Annotated in this window: 21 protein-coding genes and 1 pseudogene; 7 read left to right on the forward strand and 15 right to left on the reverse strand. The window is 67.0% G+C overall.

From position 1 onward, the window contains the following. A pseudogene (locus tag ABQZ09_RS03250) lies at positions 1-228 on the forward strand (hypothetical protein); the annotation flags it as partial. 169 nt (positions 229-397) lie between these two features. Here the strand turns inward: ABQZ09_RS03250 and ABQZ09_RS03255 are convergent. Beyond that, on the reverse strand, positions 398-1102 hold the full coding sequence (locus tag ABQZ09_RS03255; RefSeq protein WP_349776112.1) for an HAD family hydrolase: 705 nt from the start codon (positions 1100-1102) through the stop codon (positions 398-400). 193 nt (positions 1103-1295) lie between these two features. Between ABQZ09_RS03255 and ABQZ09_RS03260 the strand changes: the two genes are divergently transcribed. Together ABQZ09_RS03260 and ABQZ09_RS03265 are read left to right on the forward strand one after the other, a co-directional pair. Beyond that, entirely contained in the window at positions 1296-2105 is an 810-nt protein-coding gene (locus ABQZ09_RS03260; RefSeq protein ID WP_349776113.1) for an ankyrin repeat domain-containing protein, read from the forward strand. A gap of 36 nt (positions 2106-2141) precedes the next feature. Next, positions 2142-3338, forward strand: coding sequence for a Tle-like phospholipase domain-containing protein (locus ABQZ09_RS03265; protein WP_104581723.1), 1197 nt, complete (start codon positions 2142-2144; stop codon positions 3336-3338). A gap of 136 nt (positions 3339-3474) precedes the next feature. Here the strand turns inward: ABQZ09_RS03265 and ABQZ09_RS03270 are convergent, their stop codons facing one another. From ABQZ09_RS03270 to ABQZ09_RS03305, 8 genes are all read right to left on the reverse strand, one after another. After that, on the reverse strand, positions 3475-4725 hold the full coding sequence (locus ABQZ09_RS03270) for a DUF819 family protein (RefSeq protein WP_039566399.1): 1251 nt from the start codon (positions 4723-4725) through the stop codon (positions 3475-3477). A gap of 346 nt (positions 4726-5071) precedes the next feature. Further along, positions 5072-5287 carry a hypothetical protein gene (locus ABQZ09_RS03275; RefSeq protein ID WP_039414022.1) on the reverse strand — a complete coding sequence of 72 codons (216 nt, stop codon included), beginning with the start codon at positions 5285-5287 and terminating at the stop codon, positions 5072-5074. A 533-nt stretch (positions 5288-5820) separates the two neighbouring features. Continuing rightward, a complete protein-coding gene (locus ABQZ09_RS03280) occupies positions 5821-6429 on the reverse strand; it encodes a nucleotidyltransferase family protein (protein ID WP_349776114.1) in 609 nt (202 codons plus the stop codon). A 474-nt stretch (positions 6430-6903) separates the two neighbouring features. Beyond that, on the reverse strand, positions 6904-7917 hold the full coding sequence (locus ABQZ09_RS03285; protein WP_349776115.1) for an XdhC family protein: 1014 nt from the start codon (positions 7915-7917) through the stop codon (positions 6904-6906). After that, entirely contained in the window at positions 7914-10121 is a 2208-nt protein-coding gene (gene paoC, locus ABQZ09_RS03290) for an aldehyde oxidoreductase molybdenum-binding subunit PaoC (protein WP_349776116.1), read from the reverse strand. The genes ABQZ09_RS03285 and paoC overlap by 4 nt, the downstream gene beginning before the upstream one ends. Position 10122: 1 nt before the next feature. Then, positions 10123-11073 carry an FAD binding domain-containing protein gene (locus tag ABQZ09_RS03295; RefSeq protein WP_349776117.1) on the reverse strand — a complete coding sequence of 317 codons (951 nt, stop codon included), beginning with the start codon at positions 11071-11073 and terminating at the stop codon, positions 10123-10125. Next, positions 11070-11729 (reverse strand): aldehyde dehydrogenase iron-sulfur subunit PaoA, encoded by a 660-nt coding sequence (gene paoA, locus ABQZ09_RS03300; protein ID WP_349776118.1) that lies wholly within the window; start codon positions 11727-11729, stop codon positions 11070-11072. The genes ABQZ09_RS03295 and paoA overlap by 4 nt, the downstream gene beginning before the upstream one ends. Positions 11730-12126: 397 nt before the next feature. Continuing rightward, positions 12127-13134 (reverse strand): zinc-dependent alcohol dehydrogenase family protein, encoded by a 1008-nt coding sequence (locus ABQZ09_RS03305; protein ID WP_349776119.1) that lies wholly within the window; start codon positions 13132-13134, stop codon positions 12127-12129. A gap of 211 nt (positions 13135-13345) precedes the next feature. Between ABQZ09_RS03305 and ABQZ09_RS03310 the strand changes: the two genes are divergently transcribed. Continuing rightward, positions 13346-14893: a GGDEF domain-containing protein gene (locus tag ABQZ09_RS03310; protein WP_349776335.1), complete on the forward strand. Its 1548-nt coding sequence runs from the start codon at positions 13346-13348 to the stop codon at positions 14891-14893. A 155-nt stretch (positions 14894-15048) separates the two neighbouring features. On the opposite strand, the gene ABQZ09_RS03315 is transcribed toward ABQZ09_RS03310, so the two are convergent. Beyond that, positions 15049-15594 (reverse strand): single-stranded DNA-binding protein, encoded by a 546-nt coding sequence (locus ABQZ09_RS03315; protein WP_123137275.1) that lies wholly within the window; start codon positions 15592-15594, stop codon positions 15049-15051. A gap of 273 nt (positions 15595-15867) precedes the next feature. On the opposite strand from ABQZ09_RS03315, the gene ABQZ09_RS03320 reads away from it, so the two are divergent. Beyond that, positions 15868-16866, forward strand: a complete 999-nt coding sequence (locus ABQZ09_RS03320) for a polyprenyl synthetase family protein (protein ID WP_039566633.1) — start codon at positions 15868-15870, stop codon at positions 16864-16866. A gap of 187 nt (positions 16867-17053) precedes the next feature. Here ABQZ09_RS03320 and ABQZ09_RS03325 read toward each other — a convergent pair whose 3' ends face one another. The 5 genes from ABQZ09_RS03325 to ABQZ09_RS03345 all read right to left on the reverse strand — a co-directional run bounded on the left by ABQZ09_RS03325 (position 17054) and on the right by ABQZ09_RS03345 (position 23945). After that, on the reverse strand, positions 17054-17854 hold the full coding sequence (locus ABQZ09_RS03325; RefSeq protein WP_349776120.1) for a dienelactone hydrolase family protein: 801 nt from the start codon (positions 17852-17854) through the stop codon (positions 17054-17056). A 297-nt stretch (positions 17855-18151) separates the two neighbouring features. Beyond that, complete coding sequence (gene murD / locus ABQZ09_RS03330; protein ID WP_349776121.1) at positions 18152-19561, reverse strand: UDP-N-acetylmuramoyl-L-alanine--D-glutamate ligase; 1410 nt, start codon at positions 19559-19561, stop codon at positions 18152-18154. Next, entirely contained in the window at positions 19542-20897 is a 1356-nt protein-coding gene (murL, locus tag ABQZ09_RS03335; protein WP_349776122.1) for a UDP-N-acetyl-alpha-D-muramoyl-L-alanyl-L-glutamate epimerase, read from the reverse strand. The genes murD and murL overlap by 20 nt, the downstream gene beginning before the upstream one ends. Beyond that, positions 20894-21352, reverse strand: a complete 459-nt coding sequence (locus tag ABQZ09_RS03340) for a hypothetical protein (RefSeq protein ID WP_184556374.1) — start codon at positions 21350-21352, stop codon at positions 20894-20896. Before ABQZ09_RS03340 ends, murL begins: the two co-directional genes overlap by 4 nt. Further along, entirely contained in the window at positions 21336-23945 is a 2610-nt protein-coding gene (locus ABQZ09_RS03345) for a bifunctional aspartate kinase/diaminopimelate decarboxylase (RefSeq protein WP_349776123.1), read from the reverse strand. Before ABQZ09_RS03345 ends, ABQZ09_RS03340 begins: the two co-directional genes overlap by 17 nt. Before the next feature lie 179 nt (positions 23946-24124). Between ABQZ09_RS03345 and ABQZ09_RS03350 the strand changes: the two genes are divergently transcribed. Then, positions 24125-25003 (forward strand): PhzF family phenazine biosynthesis protein, encoded by an 879-nt coding sequence (locus ABQZ09_RS03350; protein ID WP_349776124.1) that lies wholly within the window; start codon positions 24125-24127, stop codon positions 25001-25003. 31 nt (positions 25004-25034) lie between these two features. Further along, entirely contained in the window at positions 25035-25916 is an 882-nt protein-coding gene (locus ABQZ09_RS03355; protein WP_349776125.1) for a PhzF family phenazine biosynthesis protein, read from the forward strand. Positions 25917-25979: the final 63 nt, after the last annotated feature.

A 25979-nucleotide genomic window follows, 5' to 3' on the forward strand; every position in this document is an offset into this window, starting at 1 on the left:
GCCGCCAAGGGTCCCGCGACGGTGGGCGGGCAAGGACCAGTCGAGATGGTCGGTCTGCATGGATTTCAACAGCGACTCGCAAGCTGCGACGCGGTGTCTTTGCTTTTCAACAAAACCACCGACCAACTGTCTGGCGTGGTGTCCTCGCCGATTGCGGGACCGTGTGGCGGCATGGATGCCGCATCGAGCCCCCATGGACGGGTTGACGGCGTGCCCCGCGAGCGGTGAGGGCGCCGCGCCCTCGACCAGACGTGAAGACAGCCAGGTGATCGCAATGCGCACAGTGCAGGAGTCTTGACCTGATTGCTCGATACTGGCAGATCAGCCACAGAGCAGCAGGTCAGCTGCAGAGTGCAGCGTTGCGCGTTGCCTGCGCCCTACTCACCGAGCCTTTCACTCAACCAGCGCGCCGTTGCGCCAGCCGTGCGAACAACGCAGGCAAACGACGCATTTCGTCGAACACTTCAAGCACACCGAGGCGGCGCAGGGTGTCACCGTGGCCAGGCGGAATGTGGCTGGCACCGATAAACCCCAGTACCTGCATGCCTGCCGCCACGGCGGCCGTGGTACCGGTGGGGCTGTCTTCGATCACCAGGCAGCGCTCCGGCGCCACTCCTGCCGTGCGTGCTGCCAGCAGATAGACATCCGGTGCCGGCTTGGGCCGCTCCACCATGTCGGCACTGAACACGCGCCCCGCCGCACGCGCGGTCAGCCCGGCCCGTTCCACCGATGCGATCACGTTGTGGCGGCGGCTGTTGGACGCTACTGCCAACGGCAGCGGAATCTGTTCCAGCGCCTCGCGCACACCGGGTATCGGCTGCACTTCCGCCTGGATCAGTGCCTCGCTGCGCGCCTGGATCTGCGCCAGCAAGGTCTCCGGCAACTGCAGCGCAAAGCGTTCTTCCACGCGCCGCAATACCTCGCGCGTGGTTTGCCCGAACGTGCTTTCCAGCAGATGTTCCAGCGGCTCGGCCGGCACGAATGCTGCCAGCGCCTCGCGCATCACCCGGTCGGCCAGTATCTCGCTGTCGACAAGAACCCCATCGCAATCACTGATCAGTAGCTCGTAGACCATTGCACCCATCTGCTCGCAAAGCGCCATTATGCGGGCCGTGGCGTGACCGCCGGCTGTGGTGCCACGCACGTGCATGTGACGGCAGCTATCGCACGACTGCGACAGAGGCAAACGGATGAGCAAGCAGGCTGGACCACCCATGCACGGCCTTAGCCATGTCACGAAATCTTACCGCGCCTGATTTTTGCAGCTGGTAGGATCGGCCCCGCTGCAGCGGGACGTGCTGCGGCGCCACCAGGAATGCGATCAGGACAAGGAGATTTCGATGAAGACGCGATTCCCCACCCTGCTCGTTCTTGCGACCTCGTTTTTCGCGGTCTCATGCACCGCCTCACCCGGTGCCAAGGAGCAAACCACCATGTCAGCTACGCTGCAGGACCATACCATCGCCTTCCGCGACCCAGCCCTGACCGACATCGCCAACGCCATCGCGCAGGGCGACGTCGCTCGTATCAAGGCACTCGCCCCCACCGTCGATCTGGCCGCACACGGCGATCAGCAGGTGACCCTGCTGGAATGGGCGATCTGGAACGAACAACCGCGCGCACTGCAGGCCCTGCTCGACGCAGGCGCGGACCCATCGCTGCCGGGCATGGACCAGGAAACGGTCGTGCACATGGCTGCCATGGCCAAGGACCCGGACTATCTGAAGATTCTGCTGCAGCACAAGGCACCGATCGATGTGGTCAGTGCACGTGCCGGCTGGACGCCGCTGTTCCGTGCGGTGCAGAGCAAGCGCGATGCGCAGATCGGCCTGCTGCTGGACGCCGACGCCGACGTCCAGCGCGTCGACCATACCGGCAATAGCCTGCTGCACCTGGCCGCCCAGAGCGGCGGCGCCAGCCCGGCCGTGCTGCAGCTGCTCAAGGCCGGCGTGGACCCCACGCTGCGCAATGCACAGCAGAAAACCTTCCAGGCCTATTTTTTCACCACGCCGGATCGTTTGCTCAATGCCAGCGGCCAACAGGTCAGATCGGACGTGCGCGCGTGGTTGAGCGCCCACAACATTCCCGTGGAAAGCAGCCGCTAAGCGCGCTTTCCGTACGACGAACGCAAGGAGCCGCGCATGAGCCCGTCAGAATCCACATCTTCCACCGCTGCAACCACTCCCTTCGCAGAGTCGATGCGCGGTCAACAACCGCAACCGCAAGACCGCCAGTTTCCGGAGCTGCTGCAAGATCTCTACAGCACCGCCAATCAGCGCCGCGAAGGCGGCGCCGAAACCTTCGCCCCGCTGGCCAATGGCTGGTCGCGCATGGACGACAGCGCGCTGCAGCAGGCCGGTATCGACCCGGCACTGCTGCACGATGCCAAGAGCGGCTTCGATGCCGCGTTCTATCGCAACGATCAAGGCCAGGTCGTGCTCGGCTTTTGCGGCACCGACGAAGGCAAGGACTGGAAGCACAACATCGGCCAGGGCCTGGGCTTTGACGATGCGCAATATGCGTCGGCGATCCAGCTGGGCAGCCAGGCCAGGCAGGCATTCGGCGACCAGGTGGTCATCGCGGGGCATTCGCTGGGCGGCGGACTGGCCGCGGCGTCGGCCATGGTCAACGACATCCCGGCAGTGACGTACAACGCCGCCGGCGTCAACGACCGCACGCTCGAACGCGCGGGCCTGGATGCATCGGCAGCCAAAGATTACGCCAGCAGCGAATTGATCCGCGGCTACCACGTCAAGAACGAAATCCTGACCCACCTGCAGGAAGACAGCATTCCGCTGAAGTGGACGATGCCCGACGCGGCCGGCCACCAGATCGAGTTGCCGGAACCGGACCCGCTATCGTTCGGCCAGCGTCTGGTGCCCGGCTTGATGCTCAAGCATCGCCTGGATCTGCACGGCATGGACTCGGTGATCAAGGCCCAGGACATGCAGGCGCCCGACCAGGCGCGGGCCGCACCGCTGCAGCCCGGCAGTCAGCTGTTCAACGACGCGGTGGTGCAGCTGGATGGCCAACGCGACCGGCTGGGGCTGCGCGATGACACGGCGTTTATCAACACGGCCGCCAGTGTGGCTGCACGCGCAGGCAGCGACGGCCTGCAGCGCATCGACCATCTGGTGCCCAACCGCAATGGCGATAGCCTGATCGCGGTGCAGGGGCGCATGGACGACCCGACGCATTTGCGTAGCCATGTCCAGACCGCCTCGGCCGCACACGAACCCGCGCACGGCAATGTCAGTCAGCTGCAGCAGCAAAACCAGCAACACGCCCACCCGCCTGCGCAACAGCAGGAAGAACAGCGCCGCGTCATTCAGCAGTAATCGGCGCCCCGTCTCACCGCAGGCGGCACGCCGCCGCCTGCGGTGCAGACAACGGCAGTGGCATGCAGAGAGATCTTCATGCCGCATGTGCTGACCCTGCCGCGCTGGGCCGGCCGGACCATCGGCCGATCCCCCGCTACCCTGCCCCGGCCATCGCACGCAGCGTGATGCCGACCAGGTACGCCAGGTAAGTGCCGGTGGCGTAGCCCATCGTGCCCAGCAAGACGCCCACCGGCGCCAGCGCGGGATGGAAGGCGGCGGCCACCACCGGCGCCGAAGCCGGACCGCCGATGTTGGACTGCGAACCGATCGCAAAATAAAAGAACGGCACCCGCAGCCAGCGGCCCAGGCCCCACAGCAATGCGATGTGGACGGCGATCCAGATCAGGCCGAGCAGGAACAGCCAGGGGCGATCCAGTAGCGCCAGCAGATCCATCTGCATGCCGATGCAGGCGATCAGGAAATACAGCAGCAGCGAACCAATCTTTGACGCACCGGCGCCCTCCAGGTTGCGTGCGCGGGTAAAGCTCAACGACAACCCCACACTGGTGGCCAGAACCACCACCCAGACAAAGGGCGTGTCCAGACTGAACTGGCTGGCCCAACTCAGGTGCGCCTTGCACCACGCTGCCAGCGGGTTGGCGAGCGCATGCGCCAGGCCGACCCCACCGAACGCCACCGCCACGATCACCATCAGGTCGGTCAGGCTGGGAATACGCGCATGCTCGGCCTGAAAGCGCGCCATGCGTTCCTGCAAGGCATCCAGCGCACGGGTGTCCGCCCCACTACGCGCATCGATGGTCCGGGCGCGCCCGGCCAGGAAGATCAGCGCCGCCATCCAGACATACCCGACACCGACATCGACCACCGCAAACTGGCCGAAGGTGGTGGCGTCCACGTTGAACACTTCCCGCATCGCCAGCATGTTGGCGCCCCCGCCGATCCAGCTGCCGGCCAGCGCCGCCATGCCCGCCCAGGTATCGCCGGCCACGGTGGCCGGGTGCAGCCAGCCCATGACCCAGAACGCCACCACTGCGCCCAGCATGATGCTCAGCGACGCACCCAGATACATGGCGACCAGCTTGGGCCCCAGCCCCAGGATCGCGCGCAGGTCGATGCTCAAGGTGAGCAGGATCAACGCCGCCGGCAGCAACACGTCACGGGCGATGGGGTTGTAGAGCCGAGTCGTGGCGCCGTCGATCAGGCCTACGGTGTTGTAGATGCCGGGTAGCAGATAGCACAGCAACAACGCCGGTACGACGGAATAAACCCGTCGCCACGGGCCCTGCTCGCGCGACGACGTCCAGAACACCGCGCCAAGCGTGGCGGCGATCAAGCCAAAGACGACGATATCGTTTTGAATCAGGGCAGAAGCAGGCGCAGTCACCGCGGGCAGGTATCCGGACAAGGGCCGCCAATGCGGATCGAACCGGGAGCGGCCGATGACGACGAATCTAGCCGACCATGCCGGCCGCGCAAACCCCGTGGGTCAGGTCGGGCGCATGACCGCAGTGATCAGCCGTGCGGTCCGTGGCGGTCATCGCGGCAGGTGCTCCACCGCGGCAGCGCTGGGATCCGCAACGACGTTGATCAGCACACCGGCGACGCCATCGCCGACGGCGGCCACCACCGGCTCTGGCGGCAATCGCGGTGGCGACCCACTGCAACTGCCGCGGATGGCGCCTGGCGAACAGGCCGGCAGCGACAAGCGCTGCAGACCTGCGGTTGGAACCTCAGCCGTAACGTCGCACCAGGCGCTCGCCGTCGGCCGTATTCAGCACCACGCCGCTCGGCTGGCCGGTGGTCAGGCAATGCAGTTTGGCCATCAGTTCGGCGTTTTCCAGCGCGCCCTGCTCGCGCAGGTAGCGCAGCGGCGACCACTGCGGGCGGGTGACCCACCAACCGCCCTGCTCGGGATGAATGCGTACGACATAACGGGACTCGTCCATGTGGCCTCCGGCCGGTAGGTGCTGCGCTGGAACAGTGGTGCACTGCAGCGCATCAAGGCGCCCGGCACCGGCATCGGGGATGTCGTACGCCTGCAATCACGCCAACATGCCCTTACTCAAGGGGCCGCGGGAGAGTGGCCGAGGGCCCCGCGTTTGGCATAGGCAGCATGCAGGTTTGGGAATGACGGCACTGTCAGGCGGACACTGGCACCTGGGTAGGAAAATTCTCACGTGACACCGCTGACGCCCGCCGCTACATTCCGCCAAACGCAGTGAGGACATCGTCACAGCTGCCGCCACCAGGGCGCGGGCGATGCAGCATGAGTTGCAGGGGCGCTTGGACACATCCTTGGGGAAGGGGTTGGCATGTATCTGCTCAGAAAATTTCAGTTTCCGGTCAAGACCGCGATGGTGCTGGGCTATGTCCTGGTGATCAGGGAAGCGTTGGTGCTGTGGTCCTGAGGCGGCGACGACCATCTGGCCGGTGCGTCGCAGGCTGACCGATCGCGCCAGGCGATACCCGTCATCGCGTCTCACTCCCGGTCGATCCAACCCCGTTGCTGTGCGGCGACCAGATCGGCCGGGGCGTCCACATCCAGCGCCAGCGCCGGGGCGCTGACGCAGCCAAGCGCTTGCGCATCCAGACCCGCAAACAGGCCGCGCAAGCCGGTGTCGGCCTGCAGTGCCACATCGGCCCAGGCCGCGTGGGTCACCACCGCAGGGATGCCGCGCACGCCGGCGTAGCCACTGGTGGCGCAGCCCGAGGTCGCTCGGTTGGCCTCTTCCAGCAACGCGCGCAGGTGCGGTGCGTCCAGCGCCGGTTGATCGCACCCCAGAATCAGGCTGCGGCGCACGTCGGGGTCGCCCTGCACATGCTGGCGCAGCGCCGCCAGGCTGGAACCCATGCCGGCGGCCCACCCGGCGTGCACCAGCACGTCCACCTCCAGCCCCTGCAGCACATCAGCAAGTGCTTCCGCATCCGCACCCAACACCACCACGCAGCGGCGTGGCGCGGTCTGCAGCGCCATGCGTGCGGCGCGACGCAGCAACGGTTCGCCATCGCGCCGCAGCAACTGCTTGGATCGTCCCAGCCTGCTGCCCGCCCCGGCCGCCAATACCAATGCGGCGTGATCGCCGCTCATGGGCTCACGCTCGGTGTCGCGTACGACCCGCGAGATGGACGTGCTTGCACCTGGGTGAGCGACGCGGCGGCGCGTGCGCATGCGCGGGAGGCGTGGGCATTCGGCGCCTGGAACGATGTGGCATCGACCCTGTTGCGCAATGTGTCGTCATAACGAGGAGCTGGTGACATGGCGACGTCGTACGGAGTGGAGACGACCTCAGCGTAGAAGCCGGACCGTGCGTGCGAAGTGACTGCGTGCTGTGTGCGCGCTGTTTGCTGCCGCATTGGCCGCGTCGATTGCACCACGCATCGACGCAGGTCGTGCCTGGCTGATCGAACGCGCGTGGTGTTCAGGCGATCGCCGGTGATGGGATCGAGGAGCGCTCATCCGCCAGGTGCAGGATCGGCAACAGCGGGACGTGTGATCCATGGATCGTGCACAACCACGGTTGGCCGCCAGGCCCGGTTGCCCGACGCGTCGAAGCGCAACAAGTTACCCCGCCACCACATTCGCCTGCACATCCGCCACCGCCTGCGTGGCCTCGGCAATGATGCCCAGCGCAATGGTGTGCGGCGAGGAGCGACCCATGCGCCAGCCAGCAGGCAGGCGCAGGCGTGCCAGCGCCGCATCGTCGTGCCCAAGTGCGCGCAATGCCTGCAGACGCTGTTCGCGTTTATGTCGACTGCCCAGGATGCCGATGCACGCCACCTCCGATGCCAGGCCACGGCTGGCCACCTGCACATCGATCGCGCTGTCGTGCGCAAGGCTGTACAAGGCAGTGCTTGCATCCAGCTGGACGTCGTTCAAGGCATCGCCGAGCGCACGGCGGTCGTAGTGCTCGGCCGCCAGGCCGGGGGGCGGCTCGCCCGGGCCGTGCGGTCGCAGCACATGCAGCTCGATACCCATCTGGCTGGCCAGCGTTATCAACACCAGCAAGGCCGGATCCGCACCGACCACCACCAGCCGTAACGGCGGGCGATGCATGCGCAGGAACTCGCCGGGACGTACCTCGTGCGCAGTGGCGGGATAGCGCACTGCCCCGCTGGTGCGATCCAGCGCGACATGGAATGCCCGACGATGCTGACGCGCGTTACGCCAGCGCGCCAGATGCTCGGCCAGATCGGGCACCGGCCAGACCAGTACACCGATACGGCCACCGCAGCTGAGCTGGATGTCCAGCACCTCACTGCCCTCGCCATAATCCAGCCAGCGTGGCTGCCCGTCGCGCAGGGCCGCCATCGCCTCGTGCGCCACTGCCGCCTCCACGCATCCACCCGACACATACCCGGCAACCCGGCCATCGGCACCGATCGCCATCTCGCTGCCCAGCGGGCGCGGCGAGGAGCCTTGCACGTCGATCAGCGTGGCGATCGCCACGCGCTGCCCGGCGCGATGCCACGCGGTCAACACTGGCAGGAGATCGTCGTGCAGTGCATAGCTCGGCCATGCTGGCCACGCCGATTCGGCCGGCGTGACATGCGTGGCCGGAGCGACGACTGCGCTCACGCGCGCAGCAACGCGGGCAGATGCGGCAGCAACTTTTCCAGCGTGACCGGGTAATCGCGCACCCGCACGCCGGTGGCGTTGTAGACCGCGTTAACGATCGCCGCTGCCACGCCGCAGATCCCCAGCTCGCCCACGCCCTTGGCCTTCATGGGTGACGACATCGGGTCGCTCTCTTCCAGGAACACCACATCCTGATGCGGGATGTCCGCATGCACCGGGACTTCATAGCCGGCCAGGTCGTGGTTGACGAAGAAGCCGAAGCGCTTGTCCACCGCCAGTTCTTCCATCAATGCCGCACCCGCGCCCATGGTCATGCCGCCGATCACCTGGCTGCGCGCAGACTTGGGATTGAGGATGCGTCCGGCTGCGCATACCGCGAGCATGCGCCGGATGCGCACCTCGGCGGTGGCGACATCCACGCCCACCTCGACAAAGTGCGCGCCGAAGGTCGACAGCTGCTGCTGCTTGGCCAGGTCGCCGAACTCGATCTTGTCCTCCACCACCAACGCACCGTTGGCAGCAGCATCGCCAAGCGCGATGCGCTTGCCGCCGGCACGCACGTGACCATCGGCAAACTCGGCCTTGGCCGGGTCCAGGCCCAGTCGCGCGGCGATGGCCTCGCGCAGCTTGACGGCGGCCGCATAGACGCCGGCGGTGGAACTGTTTGCGCCCCACTGGCCGCCGGAACCGGCCGATGCCGGGAAGCTGGAATCGCCCAAGCGCACGTCCACCCAGTTCAGCGGCACGCCGAGCATTTCGGCGGCGGTCTGCGCAATGATGGTGTAGGAGCCTGTACCGATATCGGTCATGTCGGTTTCCACCACCACGCGGCCGCCCTGCTCCAGCCGCATGCGCGCGCCCGAGGTCATGACCGGCGCGTTGCGAAACGCCGCGGCAACGCCCATGCCGACCAACCAGCGCCCGTCACGGGTAGCAGCCGGTTTGGCCTTGCGCCTTGACCAATCGAACCGCTTGGCACCGTCCTCCAGGCACTTCACCAGCTGCCGCTGCGAGAACGGGCGCTGCGGATTTTCCGGGTCCACCTGGGTGTCGTTGACGACGCGGAAGGTAACCGGGTCCATCTCCAGCTTCTCGGCCATTTCATCCATGGCAATTTCCAGCGCCATCAAGCCAGGCGCCTCGCCAGGGGCACGCATCGCGTTGCCTTCGGGCAGGTCGAGCACCGCCAGCCGGGTGGTGATCAGGCGATTGGCACCTGCGTACAGCAGCTGCGTCTGCGCAGCGGCGATTTCCGGCTCGCCATCGGGCAGGTCGCCAGACCAGCTGTCGTGGCCGATTGCAGTAATCTTGCCGTTGCGCTCGGCGCCGATGCGGATGCGCTGCACCGTGGCCGGGCGATGGGTCGTGTTGTTGGCGATCAACGGCCGCGGCAGCATCACCTTGACCGGGCGGCCGACCTTGCGGGCCGCCAGCGATGCCAGCAATGCGTCGGCGCGCAGGAACAACTTGCCGCCAAAGCCGCCGCCGACATACGGCGACATGATGCGCACGTTTTCCCGCGGGATACCGAGCGTGGTGGCCAGATCGCCGGCGCCCCAGTTGATCATCTGGTTGGAGGTCCACACGCTGAGCTTGTCGCCTTCCCACATCGCGATCGAGGCGTGCGGTTCCATCATCGCGTGCGAGTGATCCGGCGTGGTGTATTCGGCATCCAGTTGCACCGGCGCAGCGGCGAACGCGCCGTTGAAGTCGCCGACATCGCTGTTCGGCGCGCCGCCGGCCTTGGTGACCTTTGCGCTGTCGCGTGCCTTGTCCAGATCGTACACACCGACATGGCGGCCGTAGTCCACCTTGATCAGCTGGCCGGCGGCGCGTGCCTGCTCGAAGGTTTCCGCCACCACCACTGCAATCGCCTGGTGGTAGTGCTGAATCTCCGGCCCACCCAGCAGCTTGGCCGTGTTGCGCTTGCCCTTCTGCAGCTTGCCGGCGTTCTGCGCAGTAATGATGCCAAGCACGCCCGGGGCCGCCCGTGCAGCGCTCAGATCGATGCTGCGGATGGTGCCCTTGGCAATTCCGGCGCCCACCACGTGCCCGTAGGCGGCATGTCCGGGCAGGTCGTGGTGCTCGTACGCATACGGCGCCTGGCCGGTGGTCTTGAGTGGCCCGTCGATGCGGTCGACGGGCGTGCCGACGAGCTTGAGTTGATCGATGGGGTTGGTACCGGCGGGAGTGTCAAATTTCATATCAGGCCCTCGTGTCGGCCAGGATCGCGGTCAGGGTGCGCTCGACCAGCGGCACCTTGAAGGCGTTGTGTTCGGTGGGCTGTGCGCCGTCCAGCAGCACAGCGGCGATGGCACGTGCGCCCTGCCGCGACTGCGCCTCGGCCGCTTCGCTGCGCCAGGGTTTGTGCGCCACGCCGCCCACGCCAACGCGGGCGCTGCCGTCGCGCTGCACGACGGCGGCCACCGAAACCAGCGCGAATGCATACGAGGCGCGGTCACGCACCTTGCGATACACATGCGTTCCACCCAGCGGCTTGGGCAGGGTCACCGCGGTGATCAGTTCGCCGCGCTCCAGGACGGTTTCCAGATGCGGTGTGGTGCCCGGGGCGCGATAGAAATCGGCCAGCGGCAGCGCGCGCGTCTGTCCATCCGGACGGACCGTCTCCACCACCGCGTCCAGTACGCGCATGGCAATGGCCATATCGCTGGGATGGGTGGCGATGCAGGCCTCGCTGGCGCCGATCACGGCCAACTGCCGGTTGAAGCCACCGATAGCCGCGCACCCGCTGCCGGGCAGCCGCTTGTTGCACGGTTGATTGGTGTCGTAGAAATACGGGCAGCGCGTGCGCTGCAACAGGTTGCCTGCGGTGGTGGCGCGATTGCGCAGCTGGCCCGACGCGCCTGCCAGCAACGCACGCGACAACACCGCGTAATCGCGGCGCACACGTGCATCGGCGGCCAGGTCGGTATTGCGCACCAGGGCGCCGATGCGCAAGCCGCCATCGGGCGTGGCCTCGATGGTGTCCAAGCTCAAGCCGTTGACATCGATCAGATGCGACGGGGTTTCGATCTGCAACTTCATCAGGTCCAGCAGATTGGTGCCGCCGGCGATGAACTTCGCACCGGGCTGCCGCGCCGCCTTGGCGGCCGCATCCGCAGGCGAGGTGGCGCGCTCGTAACTGAAAGCCTTCATGCGCGGTCTCCTGCAACATCGTTGATCGCATCGACGATGTTGGAATACGCACCGCAGCGGCAGATGTTGCCGCTCATGCGTTCCTGCAGTTCCGGCGTGGTCAGCCGGGTCCTGGCGGTGAGGTCTTCGGTCACATGGCTGGGGATGCCGCGCTTCACTTCGTCGAGCACGGCCACTGCCGAACAGATCTGGCCGGGTGTGCAATAGCCGCATTGGTAGCCGTCGTGCTTGACGAAGGCCGCCTGCATCGGATGCAGCTTGTCCGGTGTGCCCAGGCCTTCGATGGTGGTGACCTTGGCGCCCTGATGCATCACCGCCAGCGACAGGCAGGAATTTATGCGCTGCCCATCGACGATGACCGTGCAGGCGCCGCACTGGCCGTGATCGCAGCCTTTCTTGGTGCCGGTCAGCTGCAGATGCTCACGCAGTGCGTCCAGCAACGTGGTGCGGTTGTCCAGGGTCAGCGTCACCGGCTTGCCGTTGACTTCGAAGGCAACCTGGCTGGAGGCGTTGGCCGGCTCGACTGCCTGCCGCTGCGACATGGCAGTGGCAGCGGTCGCAGCCATCGATTGGGTTGCGGCAACGCTGGCTGCCGACGCCGTGCCAGCGATCAGTACCTCGCGACGGGTCATCTTGATATCTCTCATGGCTGGCATCTCCAACAATGCTGGCTAATTCAGTTCTTTATCAATGTGCAGCGCCGCCGGTCACAAGCGCGTGAGTACCGACGCCTGTTACACATACTCCAGAGAACGATCAGTCCAGTGCCGCCTGTACAACCTGTAGCGATGTTGGCGTCTGCATGCATCCATGGAACGTGCTCATCACGGCGCAGCGCCAGCGCATGCGCGGGCGCTGCGCCTTGCATGCAACGATGAAGCCGCGTCATTTAGCGTCGACGGCGTTGGAGCCATCGACGCGGGCCGCTGCAGCACTGCAGACAATCTTCGCTGCGCCTCGCGGTCCTGATGCTGTGATGCAATGCGCAGTGTGCGTTTATCAGCGTGCCGGCTCCGCTGTCAGTGAGCCGGCATCGCCGGGTGGGCCACGTCGTCAGAACTCCAGCACGATCTTGCCCAGATGGCCTCCGGACTTCTGCAAGGCGAATGCTTCGCCGATGTCGTCGAGTGCGTAGGCCCGGTCGATCACCGGACGCAGCGGCAAGCTGTCGAGCGCCCGCACCAGTGCCTGCTGATGCCGGCGGCTGCCCACGACCAGCCCCTGCAGACGCTGCTGGCGGCCCATCATCTCCGCTGTCGGCACCGGCCCGGCGGCGCCGGTCAATACACCGATCAAGGCGATGTGCCCGCCCACACGCGCCGCGCGGATCGACTGCGCGAGCGTGCCAGGCCCACCGACCTCGACCACATGGTCCACACCACGCCCGTCGGTGATCTCCAGCACCTGCTTCGACCATTCGGCATGCTGGCGGTAATTGATCAGGTGGTCGGCGCCCAGCGCCCGTACCTTGTCCAGCTTCTCGTCCGACGACGAGGTGGCGATCACGGTCGCGCCCATTGCCTTGGCGAACTGCAGCGCAAAGATCGATACGCCGCCGGTGCCGAGCACCAGCACCGTGTCGCCTGCCTTCAGGCCACCATTGGCTACCAGGGCCCGCCAGGCGGTGACGCCGGCCGTGGTCAGGGTGGCGGCTTCGGCATGACTGTAGCCGGCCGGTGCATGGGTGAACGCGTGCGCAGCGGTGACCACCGCCGAGCGCGCGTATCCATCGACCCCGTCGCCCGGAGTGGTGGCGAAGCCCGCATGCAGCGGCTCGCCGTCCAGCCAGGACGGGAAGAAGGTGGACACCACGTGGTCGCCCACTGCGAACTCGCTGACGTCCGGGCCGACCGCTTCGATCACGCCGGCGCCATCGGACATGGGGATGCGTCCGTCCGCCGTCGGCATCTGGCCAAGCACGATGCCCAGATCGTGGAAGTTAAGCGAACTGGCATGCAGACGCACACGGATCTGTCCGCGTGCGGGCTGCCCCGGGTCGGGCACATCGACCGACTGCAATGCATCCAGACCGCCGGGTTGCGAGAGACGAATGGCGCGCATGAGAGCTCCTCGGATAACGAATCGACTCCCGGAATACCACGCGCACCGTGATGCGGATGCAGTCGAGCTGGCTTGCATTGCAACGGCGGTCACGCCGGATGCTGATGCGCACCACCGAGTGACGGCCACACGTGGCAAGCGGACTGCAGCGCAGCAGTGCGCTGCCAATCACAGATCGGCGCTGTGGTTGCGCGACTGCACACGGTTGCCACTGCGGCCACGCGTAGGCTGGCACACCGGTTGCATCGCCCTGGTGTCCATACAGGTAGCCACAGTGACGTCAACAACCAAGCGGTGGCGCCAACGTGCACAACGCATCGCGTTGCACTTCGTGTTGACCATTTCGTGGCTACTGCTGCTCGGTTCGGAGTACTGGTCCATCCACGAGGAGCGCGCGAGCGCCCTGCGCAGCGCCGAGGCGCAGTCGTTGAATCTGGCCAATTCGCTGGCTCAGCATGCCAGCGACACCCTGTCCATCGCCGACGCGGTGCTGTCGGGCCTGGTCTCGCGGGTCGAACACGATCAAGGCAACAACGGCGCGCACTCGGCGATGCACGAGTTTCTGGTCCGTGAGGCCAGGCGCTCGGACCGCCTGCATGGCATCTTCATCTATGCGGCCGACGGCAGCTGGGTCAGCTCATCGCTGGACAGCACGCCCCGCACCCACAACAACGCCGACCGCGCCTATTTCAGATATCACCGCGACCACCGCGATGCATTGTCGCTGGTGGGCCCACCCGTGCGGAGCCGTTCCGATGGCAGCTGGGTGATGACCCTCAGTCGCCGGCTCAACGACAGCGATGGCGAATTTGCCGGTGTGGTGCTGGTGACGCTGCAGCTGAAGTATTTCCAGAATTACTACAGCACCTTCGAAGTCGGCCCGAACGGCACCATCGGCATGACCAACGACGATGGCATCGTGCTGGTACGCCGGCCCGACAAACACGACGTCATCGGCACCTCGATCGCGGGCACCTCGATCTACGTCACCATGCGCGCGCGCAAGCACGGCACTGCGACCTATCGTTCGCCGATCGACGGCGTGGAGCGCATCTCCAGTTTCGCTCCGGCGCGCCCATATCCGTTGACCGTGCTGACGGGTGTGTCGGTGGACGATGCGCTGGCCAATTGGCGGCAGGCAGCAACCCAGCGGATCGTGATTGCCGCACTCGGCTGCATCGTGCTGCTGGGCGTGGGCATCTGGCTGGACCTGCAACTGCGCCGCATGCATCGCAACGAGGCCAAGCTCAGCTCCGAAGCCTGGGTGGATGCACTGACCGGCATCGCCAACCGGCGCGCGTTCGACTACCGCCTGTCGCAAGCATTGCGCGAAGCAGTGCACCAGCAGTCACCGTTATCGGTGCTGATGATCGATGTGGACCACTTCAAGCTCTACAACGACACCTATGGCCATGTGAATGGCGATGCCTGCCTGCGCCTGATTGCCGGCGCCATCGCGGCCTGCTCGCGCCGCAGTGAAGACGTGGCGGCCCGCTACGGTGGCGAAGAGTTCGGCATGATCCTGCCGCATACCGATGCCGCCGGCGCGTTGCGCCTGGCCGATGCCGTGCGCAGCGCCGTGGCCGGTCTGGGCCTGATGCATCTGTCCAGCCCGACCAGCGCGCATGTCACCGTCAGCGTGGGCGCCGCAACCTTCGAACCGGGCGAAACACCGCAGACGCCGGACGCCATCGTGCACGACGCCGATTCGGCGCTCTACCGTGCCAAGCAAAGCGGGCGGGATCGCACATCGGCGTAATCAGGCGCCAGTCCGGTCGCCGCCTCGCCGACGGCGTCAGCCGCTGCTGGACAGCGAACCGTCCCGCCAGCCGGTGACGCCTGGTTCCCGAAGACACTGAATGCAGAAGACCCGCACATGGCGGGCCTTCCGGATGACGAGGGCGACAGCGCGGCTCAGAACGGGATGTCGTCGTCCGCGAAATCGTCCATCGGCGGCGCCGATTGCTGCTGGGCCGGCTGCTGACGACGCGGCGCGTAATCCTGCCCGCCGCCCTGACCGCCGCCGTATCCGCCACCGCCCTGCCCGCCACCGCCGCCTTGCTGCTGACGCGGGGCCTGCGAGCGCTGCGGACGATCTCCGCCCATGCCACCACCGCCACCTTCACCACGGCCGCCGAGCATCTGCATCTCGTTGGCGACGATGTCGGTGCTGTACTTTTCCACGCCGTCCTGCCCGGTGTACTTGTCGTAGCGCAGTTCGCCTTCGACATATACCTGCGAGCCCTTGCGCAGGTACTCGCCGGCGATTTCACCCAGCTTTCCAAAAAAGACCACACGGTGCCACTCGGTGCGTTCCTGGTTGTTGCCGTCGCGGTCCTTGCGCACGCTGGTGGTGGCGAGGCTCACGCGGGTGATGGCCATGCCGGCCTGGGTGTACTTGGTGTCGGGATCGTTGCCGAGGTTGCCGACGAGGATGACTTTGTTGATGCCGCGGGCCATAGGTGCTTCCGAGATGATGCGCTGGCGCCGGGAGCGCGCAACGATGAATGTCTGTGCGGCAATGTTACCGCACCTGCCTGTCGGCGGTCGTGGCAGGTCGCCGCGCGGCGCTGCCGGGCAAGCGCCCTGCCGGGGGTCGGAAATCCAGCCCGCGCGGGCCTTTGCGGGGCCCGGCCAGGCCCCCCGGGCCGCAAATGTGAAGCCACCGGTTGGGTCGGCGGGACGGATCCGGCCCGGGCACCTATAATCGATGCACATCACGAACGCCTGCGCATGACCATCGCCGAAGACCTCCCCACCGTGCTGGGCCTGCCCCAGATCCAGTCCCTCGCCGCGCCAGACATGGCCGCGGTCGATGCACTGATCCGTCGCCGCCTGGCCTCGGACGTCGTGCTGATCAACCAGATCGCCGATCACATCATCTCCGCCGGCGGCAAACGCCTGCGTCCGATGCTGGTGATGCTGGCCGGCCATGCCGCCGGCGGCTCCGGCCCGGAGCACCACCAACTGGCGGCGATCATCGAATTCATCCACACCTCCACGCTGCTGCACGACGACGTGGTGGACGAGTCGGACCTGCGCCGCGGCCGCAGCACCGCCAACGCGCTGTGGGGCAACGCGCCCAGCGTGCTGGTCGGCGACTTCCTGTACTCGCGCAGCTTCCAGTTGATGGTGGAGCTGGACCGCATGGAGGTGATGCAGATCCTGGCCGACACCACCAACCGCATCGCCGAAGGCGAGGTGCTGCAGCTGCTGCACGTGCACAACCCCGACACCGACGAAGCCGCCTACCTGCGCGTGATCGAGCGCAAGACCGCGGTGCTGTTCGCTGCCGGCACGCGCCTGGGCGCACTGGCCTCCGGTGCGGACGCCGCGGTGCAGCAGCAGCTGTACGACTACGGCATGCAGCTGGGCTTTGCGTTCCAGATTGCCGATGACGTGCTGGACTACGCCGCGGAGGCAGCCGACCTGGGCAAGAACCTGGGCGACGACCTGGCCGAAGGCAAGGCCACGCTGCCGCTGATCCACGCCATGGCGCATTCGGACGCGCCCACCCAGCAGCGCCTGCGCACCATCGTCGAACAAGGCGATGCAGCGGCGATGCCCGAGGTGCTGGCCGCCATCCAGGCCACCGGCGGCCTGGATTACAGCCGCGCGCGCGCGGCCGAATATGCCGCCGCCGCAGAACGCGCGCTGGACAGCCTGCCGCACAGCCCGGCGGTGGCCGCCTTGCGTGGACTGGCACGTTACGCGGTCGAACGTACGCATTGATCCAGCGCGCTGCGCGCGCCGGACGGGCTTCGGGATTGGGGATTCGCAACGGCGGCTTGGCCGCACGTTGACGAATCCCGGCACCCGATGGCACAGCGCGGTTCAACACAAGCCCCTGAGCACAGCCTCACGGGAAGATTCGAAGGACGGGACCGCGCCTTTGCGAATCCCGAATCACCAATCTCCGCTATCGACCAAACCGCTCCTCAAAGAAATCGCCCAGCATGCGGTAGGCGCGTTTGGCCGCGCGCGGGTTATACAGGCAGCCCGGCGGGCTGTTGGCATCGGCTTCGGCAAAGCAATGCACCGCCCCGCTGAAATTGACGAACTGCCAATCGGCGCCGGCGCCATTCATCTCGGTTTCGAACGCCGCAATATCCGCCTTGGTCACGCTCTTGTCGTCGGCGCCATTGAGCACCAGCAGCGGTGTTTTGGCCGAACCGGCAGCAGCAGGAGCGGGCGTGGCGATGCCGCCGTGCAGGCTGACCACGCCAGCCAGCTGCGCGCCGGCGCGGACCAGCTCCAGTACCGTGGTGCCGCCGAAACAGAAGCCCACCGCGCCGATCCGTGACGCGTCCAGCGGCGCCTTGCCGGCCTGCGCCTTGAGCACATCCACCGCCTTGAGCGCACGTGCCTGCAAGGTGGGCCGGTCATCGCGCAGCTTCTTGGCCTGCGCACCGGCTTCGGTGTCGTCCTTGGGGCGGATGCCCTTGCCGTATACGTCGGCCACCAGCACCACGTAATCGTCGCCAGCCAGCTGTCTGGCCTTGGTCACCGCCGAGTCGTTCACGCCGCGCCAGTTGGGCACCATCACCAGGCCGGGGCGCGTGGCAGCGCCGGCATCGTCGTAGACCAGCACGCCGCTATAGGTGTCCTTGCCGATCTTCCATTCCAGCGGCTTGGCCTGCATCGCCGCCATCGCCGGCAGTGCCAACGATGCCAGAACGCCGACCAGACCCACACCGCTCCACGACCATTGCTTGTGCATGCGCTTGCTCCGGGGATTTGCCGCGAGTGTAGGCCCAGCCACCGTGCAGGCGTGGTCGCGATGCGCGCCGGCAGCAAAATCCCTTCCCGATCACCGGCTGGTCGTGAACCGGCTAACGGCTCGCGCCGATACCGATGGGCGGGTTGGCCGCAGACACCAGGGCAACGCGCTTCACTGCACACCGCCTGCAAGTGCGCAGGCATGGACTCGCTGACCTCAGTCAGCTGCGCGACGATTCGGCCGCACTGCCCCCTGACCGCCAAGCGATGCGGTGGCGCGGGCAGGCGAACAACGTTCTTACTGGACGCCCAGGCCCGGGATCGCGCTGATCGCCGCAGGGTCGAACCCCGCCACCTGGGCGAAATGCCGGCCACGCGCCACATAATCGCTGTAGGCGCCGAAGCTGGGCGCGCCCGGCGACAGCAGCACCACGCCGCCCTGCTCGCCCAGTGCATCGCGCGCCAGCTGCATGGCGTGTTCCAGGTCGGCGGCGGCATGCAGGCCGAACCGTCCCGTCCCGGCCAGTGGCGCCAGCAGCGCATGGATGCGCGGGCCATTGGCACCCATGGTGACGATCTCCAGCGGCGCCTGCTGCGCCATGTGCGCGGCAAACTCCTGCCAGTCCAGCCCGCGGTCATGCCCGCCAACCAGCAAGGCAACGCGACGCTGCGCAAAACAGGCCAGCGCAGCCAGCGACGCATGCGGGGTGGTGCTGATCGAGTCGTTGACGTAACTGATGCCATCCACACTGCCGAGCAGCTGCAGGCGATTGGGCAACGGACGAAAGCTCCGCGCCGCCGGTGCCAGCGCGGCGGCATCCAGGCCGAGCGCTTCCACCGCAGCCAGCACCGCGCACAGGTTGCGTCGATTGTGCTCGCCAGGCAGCGGCACATCGGCGGTATCGAACACCGCCTGCGCGCCGCGGTAGACCATATCGCCGCGCAGATGCCAGCCATCGGGATGGTTGAACCAGCGCACCTCGCTATCGGGCAGTTGCAGTCCGCGCAGCAGCGGGTCGGCGGCATTGAGCAACGCGATCCGCGGCCGGCCTTCGGTCACCAGCGACAGCTTGTCGCGCACGTAGCGCGCTTCATCGCCGTGCCAGTCCAGATGTTCGGGAAACAGGTTCAGCACCACCGCCAGTTGCGGACGTGCGCCGCTGCGCCCGACCTCGCCGGTCTGGTAGCTGGACAGTTCGATCGCCCAGTACGCCGGCGGCGGCTGCGGTGCCAGCACTTCCAGCAAGGGTTGGCCGATATTGCCGACCAGGGCGGTGCGATGCCCGGCGCAACGCAACAGATGCGCCAGCAACGCGGTGGTGGTGCTTTTACCCTTGGTGCCGGTGACGCAGATGGCGCCCGTCACGGCGCCGTCGGCCTGCGCATGTTCGGCAAACCACAGCGCGGTGCCGCCGATGAACTGCGTGCCGTGCGCGGCTGCAGCGGTGAGCGCCTCGGGGCGGTACGGGCTGATTCCCGGCGACTTCACCACGATCTCGAACCGGCCCAAGGCCTGCGCGCTGGCGTCGGTCTCCACCTGCAGCGCCGCGTCGGCCAGCGCAGCCAGCTCACGTGCTTCTTCGGTGGTGCAGAACACCGTCAGCGGCTGGGTGGGCAAGGCACTCCGCAGCGCGCGATAGGCGGCGCGCCCCTCGCGCCCCCAACCCCACAACGCAACCGCCCTGCCCTCAAGCTGCGAAATTCGCACGCACGCGCTCCCACAGCGCCGAAGGAATGCGGTGCTCGCCATCGATGGCCATCAACGGCTCCATCTGCAACGCCTGCGCATCCAGCTGCGGCTGGATCTCACGGATGAAGCGCATCACCAGCGCGTCCTCCTTCCATTCCGCGCGCGTTGCCAGCAGCGCCATCGCCGCCCGCGATTCGCGGCCTTCGCCGACGCATTCGAACGGCTTGTGATCCTGGAATTCCAGCAGCGCATCGTAGCCGCCAGCCTGGCTGGCATCGTCGAGCAGGTTGCGCCCGAAGATCTTGACCAGCCGCGTCTTGGGCATGAACGGTGCCAGCGCCAGGAAGACGAAATGGCACTTGGGGCAGACACCGCACCAGCGATGCACCGGCCGCTCGCCCATGATGTGGAAGTTGCGGTTGCAGCTGGAAAAATGCGCGTCGTAGTGATCGGTCTTGGCGAACTGCCGCGCCACTGCCAGCTCCGACAACGGCCGCAGCAACGAGTAGTACCGCAGGTCGGCCGCCACGTGCCGTTGCACGTAATCGCCGAAGGCCTGCTCGAACGCCCAGCCCTTGGACCACTGGTGGTTGACCTCGCCGGTGCCGGGAATCTGGCTGCCATAGCTGGCCGAGCGTTCGTTGGAGAACACCACCTGATCCACGCCGGTCAGCAGCGCCGACAGCACCAGGATGGCCGAATTCACCGCAGTGACCGGGATGTGCCCATTCCAGGCGCCCTGGCGGTTGAGCTCGAACAATTCCGGCGCCAGCACGCGACCAACGTTGAGCACCGGCAGGCCGGTACGTTCGGCGCAGGCGCGAATGAGCTGCGAGCCGCCGATCCAGCTGACGGTCTGCGCCACGCCCGCCTGCCGCAGGGCCTCGATGCTGACCAGCGAGTCCTTGCCGCCACCGATGGCCACCAGCGCATGCTCGCGCAGGCCGAGCGCAGGCGCATCGGCAGGCGCGTGTGCTGAGACAGGGAAATTGATCTTGCCGTGCAGGTTCAGGCCGTTGCGGTAGGCAAACTCGCCCAGGCCATGCAGGTAGACGCTTTCCACCAATGCAGCAGTGCCGGCATCGATGCTGTAGCTGTCGATGGCGATGGCCGGCGGCACCGCGGCCTTGTAGTAGCTCACGCCGGCGATCAGGTGCAGCAGCTGCAGCGCCTGCTGCACGGCGGCAGCGCGCGCGCCGTCCAGCACGAACGGTGCGCCCGGCACGGCCACCGTCTCCACCAGTTCCGGGCCCTGGTCGAAGGCATACACCAGCGTCGCCACGCCGGTCTGCGCGTCGAGCGCGCAGCGCACGAAACGGAAAGTGGACACCTGATGTTTGTCGAAAGCGCTCATGGACACCCTGCAAGACCCCGTTGACGGCGTAGATAACGCCGGCACAAGGCATATTCAATCATGGAAAACGGCACCGCCGCCCACAGCAGCGGCAGGCAGCCGATCAGGAACAACAGCAGCATCACGTCCGCACGGATCGCCTTCGCATCGCCGGTGACCAGCAGTGCGACCAGCAAGTACAGCAGCAACGCCGGCAGATAGCCGAGTGCGCTCAACAGCACCGTGCGCAGCGCCATGCCACCGGCGTGCTGCGCCAGCGAGCGGTCCTGGCGGCGTCGCTGCCAACGCGCCGCGCCCCACGCACCGAGGCCGGCAGCGAGCAATGCAGGCAGCAGCCACTTCAGGCTGTCGGTCCACGGCGCCGGCTGCCTGGCCATGTCGAGGGCGGTGGAAAACACCATCGCCACACCACCGGCCAGCGTGCTGAGCGCCACGAACTCAGCCAGCGGGCGCATCGATCACCTCTTCGCGCGGCAATTCGCGCTGGTTGTAGGTGCTGGCCATCGAATAGCCGTACGCACCGGCATCGGCCACCAGCACCACATCGCCCGGCGCGGTGGCCGCCGGCAGACGGCGGCGCTTGCCGAACACATCCGACGATTCGCAGATCGGCCCGACGATATCGAAGCTGCCGTCTGCCGGCACATCGAGCCGGCTGAGGTTTTCGATGTCGTGCCAGGCGTCGTACAGCGCAGGGCGGATCAAGGTATTCATTCCGGCATCCAGGCCAACGCGCTGCACGCCGTCCTTTTCGATCACCTGCGTCACCTGCGCCAGCAACACGCCGGCTTCGGCCACCAGGTAACGGCCCGGCTCGATCGCCAGGCGATAGCCCGGATGCACGGCCTTGACCTCGGCCAGGCCCTTGGCCCACACCTCCAGGTCGAACGGTTCGTCCTCGGCGCTGTACGGAATCGGCAGACCACCGCCGATATCGATGGTTTCCACGGTGCCGATGCGCCGTGCAAAACCGGCCAGTTCGTCGTACATCATCCGCCAGTGCTCGCCGGTTTCCACGCCACTGCCCAGGTGCGCGTGCACGCCGGTGATGGTGACCTCCAGCATGCGCGCCACCTCGACGAACTCATCCACGCGCGTGGACGACAGGCCGAACTTGGACGCCTTGCCTCCGGTATTGACCTTCTCGTGATGGCCATCGCCATGACCCAGGTCGATGCGCAGCCACACGTTGCGGCCGCGGAACACCTCCGGCCAGTTGCGCAGCGCCTCGACGTTGTCCACGGTCACCGTCACACCCAACGCGAATGCCGCTTCGTACTCGGCCCTGGGCGCAAAGCTCGGCGTGAACAACACGCGGCGCGGCGACAGCTCCGGCAGCGTCTGGAAGACACGGCGCAATTCGCCATGCGAGACGCATTCCAGACCGAAACCGGCCTGCTCCAGCGCCATCAGGATGGCCGGATGCGCATTGGCCTTGATCGCGTAATAGCGCTGGTCCACCGCCGCGATCTGCGCCAGCGCCTGCGCCCGCGCACGCACCGTGGGCAGGTGATAGACGTAGCGCGGCGTGCCGGCGCTGGACAACGACAACAGATGCGTGCGCTCGGCATGCCACCACGGCGTGGGGCGCGGACGCACCGAACCGATGATCTCGCGCCAACGCGGGCCGAACACCTCGCCTTCGCTCACCGGCATCGCGCCGCTGTCGATCAACTCGGCATGCAGGATCGGCAGCAAACCATCGGCATCGGCCTCGTCGATGACGAAGGTCAGGTTCAAGTCGTTGGACGATTGCGAAATCATGTGCACGCGCTCCTGCCCGAACGTGGCCCACACGTCGGACAGCTTGTGCAGCAGCGAACGCATGCCGCGCCCGACCAGGGTGATGGCCGCGCAGGGAACAATGATCTTGACCTTGCAGATCTGCGACAGGTCCGCCGACAACGCCGCCAGCACATCGGTGTTGACCAGGTTCTCCGACGGATCCAGCGACACGGTGACGTTGGTTTCGGCCGAGCCGATCAGATCCACCGACAAACCGTGCTTCTTGAACAGCGTAAACACATCAGCGAGAAAGCCGACCTGCTGCCACATGCCGATGCCTTCCATCGACACCAGCACGATGCCGTTGCGGCGGCTGATCGCCTTCACCCCCGGTACCGGCTCGGCATTGCCGTCGATGCTGGTGCCGGGCAGATCCGGGCGCTCGGTGTCCAGGATCGCCATCGGCACGCCGGAATCGCGGCACGGCTTGATCGAGCGCGGATGCAGCACCTTGGCGCCGGTGGTGGCGATTTCCTGCGCTTCGTAATAGTCCAGACGGGTCAGCAGGCGCGCGTCCGGCACTTCCTTTGGATTGGCGCTGAACATGCCGGGCACGTCGGTCCAGATTTCCACCCGGCTGGCACCCAGCAACGCACCGAAGTACGCCGCCGAGGTATCCGAACCGCCGCGCCCCAGAATGGCGGTACCGCCATCGGCGTGCCGCGAAATGAAGCCCTGGGTGATCAGCAAGCGCGTGGGTTGCGCATCGAAGCGCGCGCGCCAGTCGGCATCGGACTGCCACTGGCACGACACCGACAGGCGCTTGGACCACTCGCTCTGATTGGGTTGCGGCGGCAGTGCCGACAACCACTGGCGCGCATCCAGCCAGCCCATGTCCAGGCCACTGGCATGCAGATACGCCGCGCCGATGGTGGAAGACAGCAACTCGCCCTGCCCCAGCACCTCGGCCTGCCAGTCGAGCGTGCGCGTGGCAGCGCGTGCATCGCCCACCAGCGCATGCAGCGCGGCCAGACGCTCGCCCAGCACCGCATCGGCGTCGAGCTCCAGCTCGGCCAGGAAGTCGCGATGGCGTTGTTCCAGCGCTGCCACCCGCTGCGCGCTGTCGGCGGCACCATCGGCAATGGCGGTGAGCTCGTTGGTCACGCCCGACAGTGCAGACACCACCACCAGCACGCGGCCGCCGGTTTCGTTCGCCCGTTTGCCCGCCAGTTTTCCAATCGTGTCCCAGCGATGACGACGCGACACAGAGGTGCCGCCGAACTTGAGGACGATCCAACGATCGGTAGTGTGGGGAGCTGACATGGGGTAGGCGTTTAAGATGGGGGAAAAGCCGGTATGCCGGGCGGAACCCCCGATTCTACTGCCAATACCGCCCGCATGACCCCGTGCCTGTTCGCAGTCCGCAACGCGTTGCATCCTTGCGGCAACGGTTTGCGCTGCAACCATCCGCACCTCTTCCCACCACCGAGTCCGCATCGATCATGAGCAAGCATCGCTATCTGCAACTGGACGTCTTCGCAAGCCACACCGGCGGCGGTAATCCGCTGGGCGTGGTGTTCGATGCAGGCACATTGTCCGGCCAGCAGATGCAGCAGATCGCCGCATGGCTGAACCTGTCGGAGACGATTTTCTTCGTGCCCGTGAGCGTGCCCGACGCCGACTATCACATCCGTATCTTCACCCCGCGCGCGGAACTGCCGTTTGCCGGCCACCCCAGCGTGGGCGCGGCGTGGGCCGCAGCGACCCATGGACTCACCAGCTACAAGGCCGACGGCCGGCTGCGTCAGCAATGCGCGGCCGGCGTGCTGCCGGTGGATGTGTTCGACCGCCACGGCAGCGTGCAGGTGCGACTGCGCGCACCGCGTGCCCGCGTCATCGCAACCGGTGACACCCACGCGGCAGCGCTGCAGGCAGCCGCTGCCGGCCTGCGCACCGCCCCTCACCCGGCAGCGCTCTGGAACAATGGCCCGAACTGGTGGCTGCTGGAACTGGCCGATGCGGCGGCGGTGCGCCAGGCAGTGCCCGATCTTGCCGCCATCACCCGCCTGACCCAGGCCAGCGCCGCCACCGGGCTGGCGATTTACGCGCCCGCAGACGGCGGCAGCGAAGACCTGGTGGTGCGTGCGTTCTGCCCTGGCGATGGCATCCCGGAGGACCCGGTCACCGGCAGCGCCAACGCGTGCATTGCCGCACGCCTGCACGGCGAAAACCGCCTGCCGGGCGCGGGGCTGCACTATGTCGCCAGCCAGGGCCGCGAGGTCGGCCGCGATGGCCGCATCCACATCAAAGTGGACGCTGCAGGCGAGGTCTGGATCGGCGGAACGACCCTGCAGGTGATCGACGGACGCATCGATTGGTAAGCTGCCGCGCCCTGTCCGCGGATCCGCCCTCATGACCACCCGCCGTTTCCTGCAACTGGATGTGTTCTCCGCCCGCCCCGGCAGCGGCAATCCGCTGGCGGTGGTGCTGGATGCGCAGGGCCTGGACGATGTGGCCATGCAGGCGATTGCGCGCTGGACCAAGCTGCCGGAGACCACCTTTGTGTTCCCCGCGGCGGACGCGCACAGCAGCTACCGGCTGCGCATGTTTTCCCCGCACAAGGAGGTGCCGTTCGCCGGCCACCCCAGCGTGGGCACGGCGCATGCGGTGCTCGAGGCCGGGCTGGCCGCGCCCGACGACGGCGTGCTGGTGCAGGACGGCATCGCCGGCCAGTTGCCGCTGCGCGTGGAGCAGATCGATGGCCACCGCAGCATCGCCATCCGCACCCCGCGCGCGCGCGTCGCCGAGCAGGTGCAGACCGATGACCCGCGCCTGCGCGACGCACTGCATGGCTGGTCGTTGGGTACCCTGCCGCCCGCACTGATGGACGGCGGCCGCACCTGGTGGGTGGTGGAGCTGGCCAGCGAGGCCGCGTTGCGCGGCCTGCAGCCGGAGTGGGAGGCGATCGCCGCGTTGGCCGAATCCACCGGCAGCATGGGCGTGTTTGCGTATGCGCGCGCCGCCACCGCCGGTGCCTACGATCTGGCCGTGCGCGCCTTTGTCGGCAACGGCCGGCGTTTTGAAGATGCCGCCTCTGGCGCGGCCAATGCCGTGCTCGCCGCCTGGCTGGACAGCCGCCACGCACTGCCCGGCAAGGACCGCCGCTACGTGGTCAGCCAGGGGCGCGAAATCGGCTTCGATGCCCTGCTGGAACTGCGCATCGACGGCGACGGTGCCGTGTGGTCGGGCGGCCAGGTCCAGACGGTGATTCGCGGCACCCTGGACTGGGCCTGAGCGCGGCCGACGCTGGGCGGGCGACGCTCGCCGGGTGCCGGCTGCAGCGAGCGTCGCCAGGCC

The sequence above is a fragment of the Xanthomonas sp. WHRI 6106 genome (genome assembly GCF_040202405.1).
GTDB classification, from domain to species: domain Bacteria; phylum Pseudomonadota; class Gammaproteobacteria; order Xanthomonadales; family Xanthomonadaceae; genus Xanthomonas; species Xanthomonas cannabis.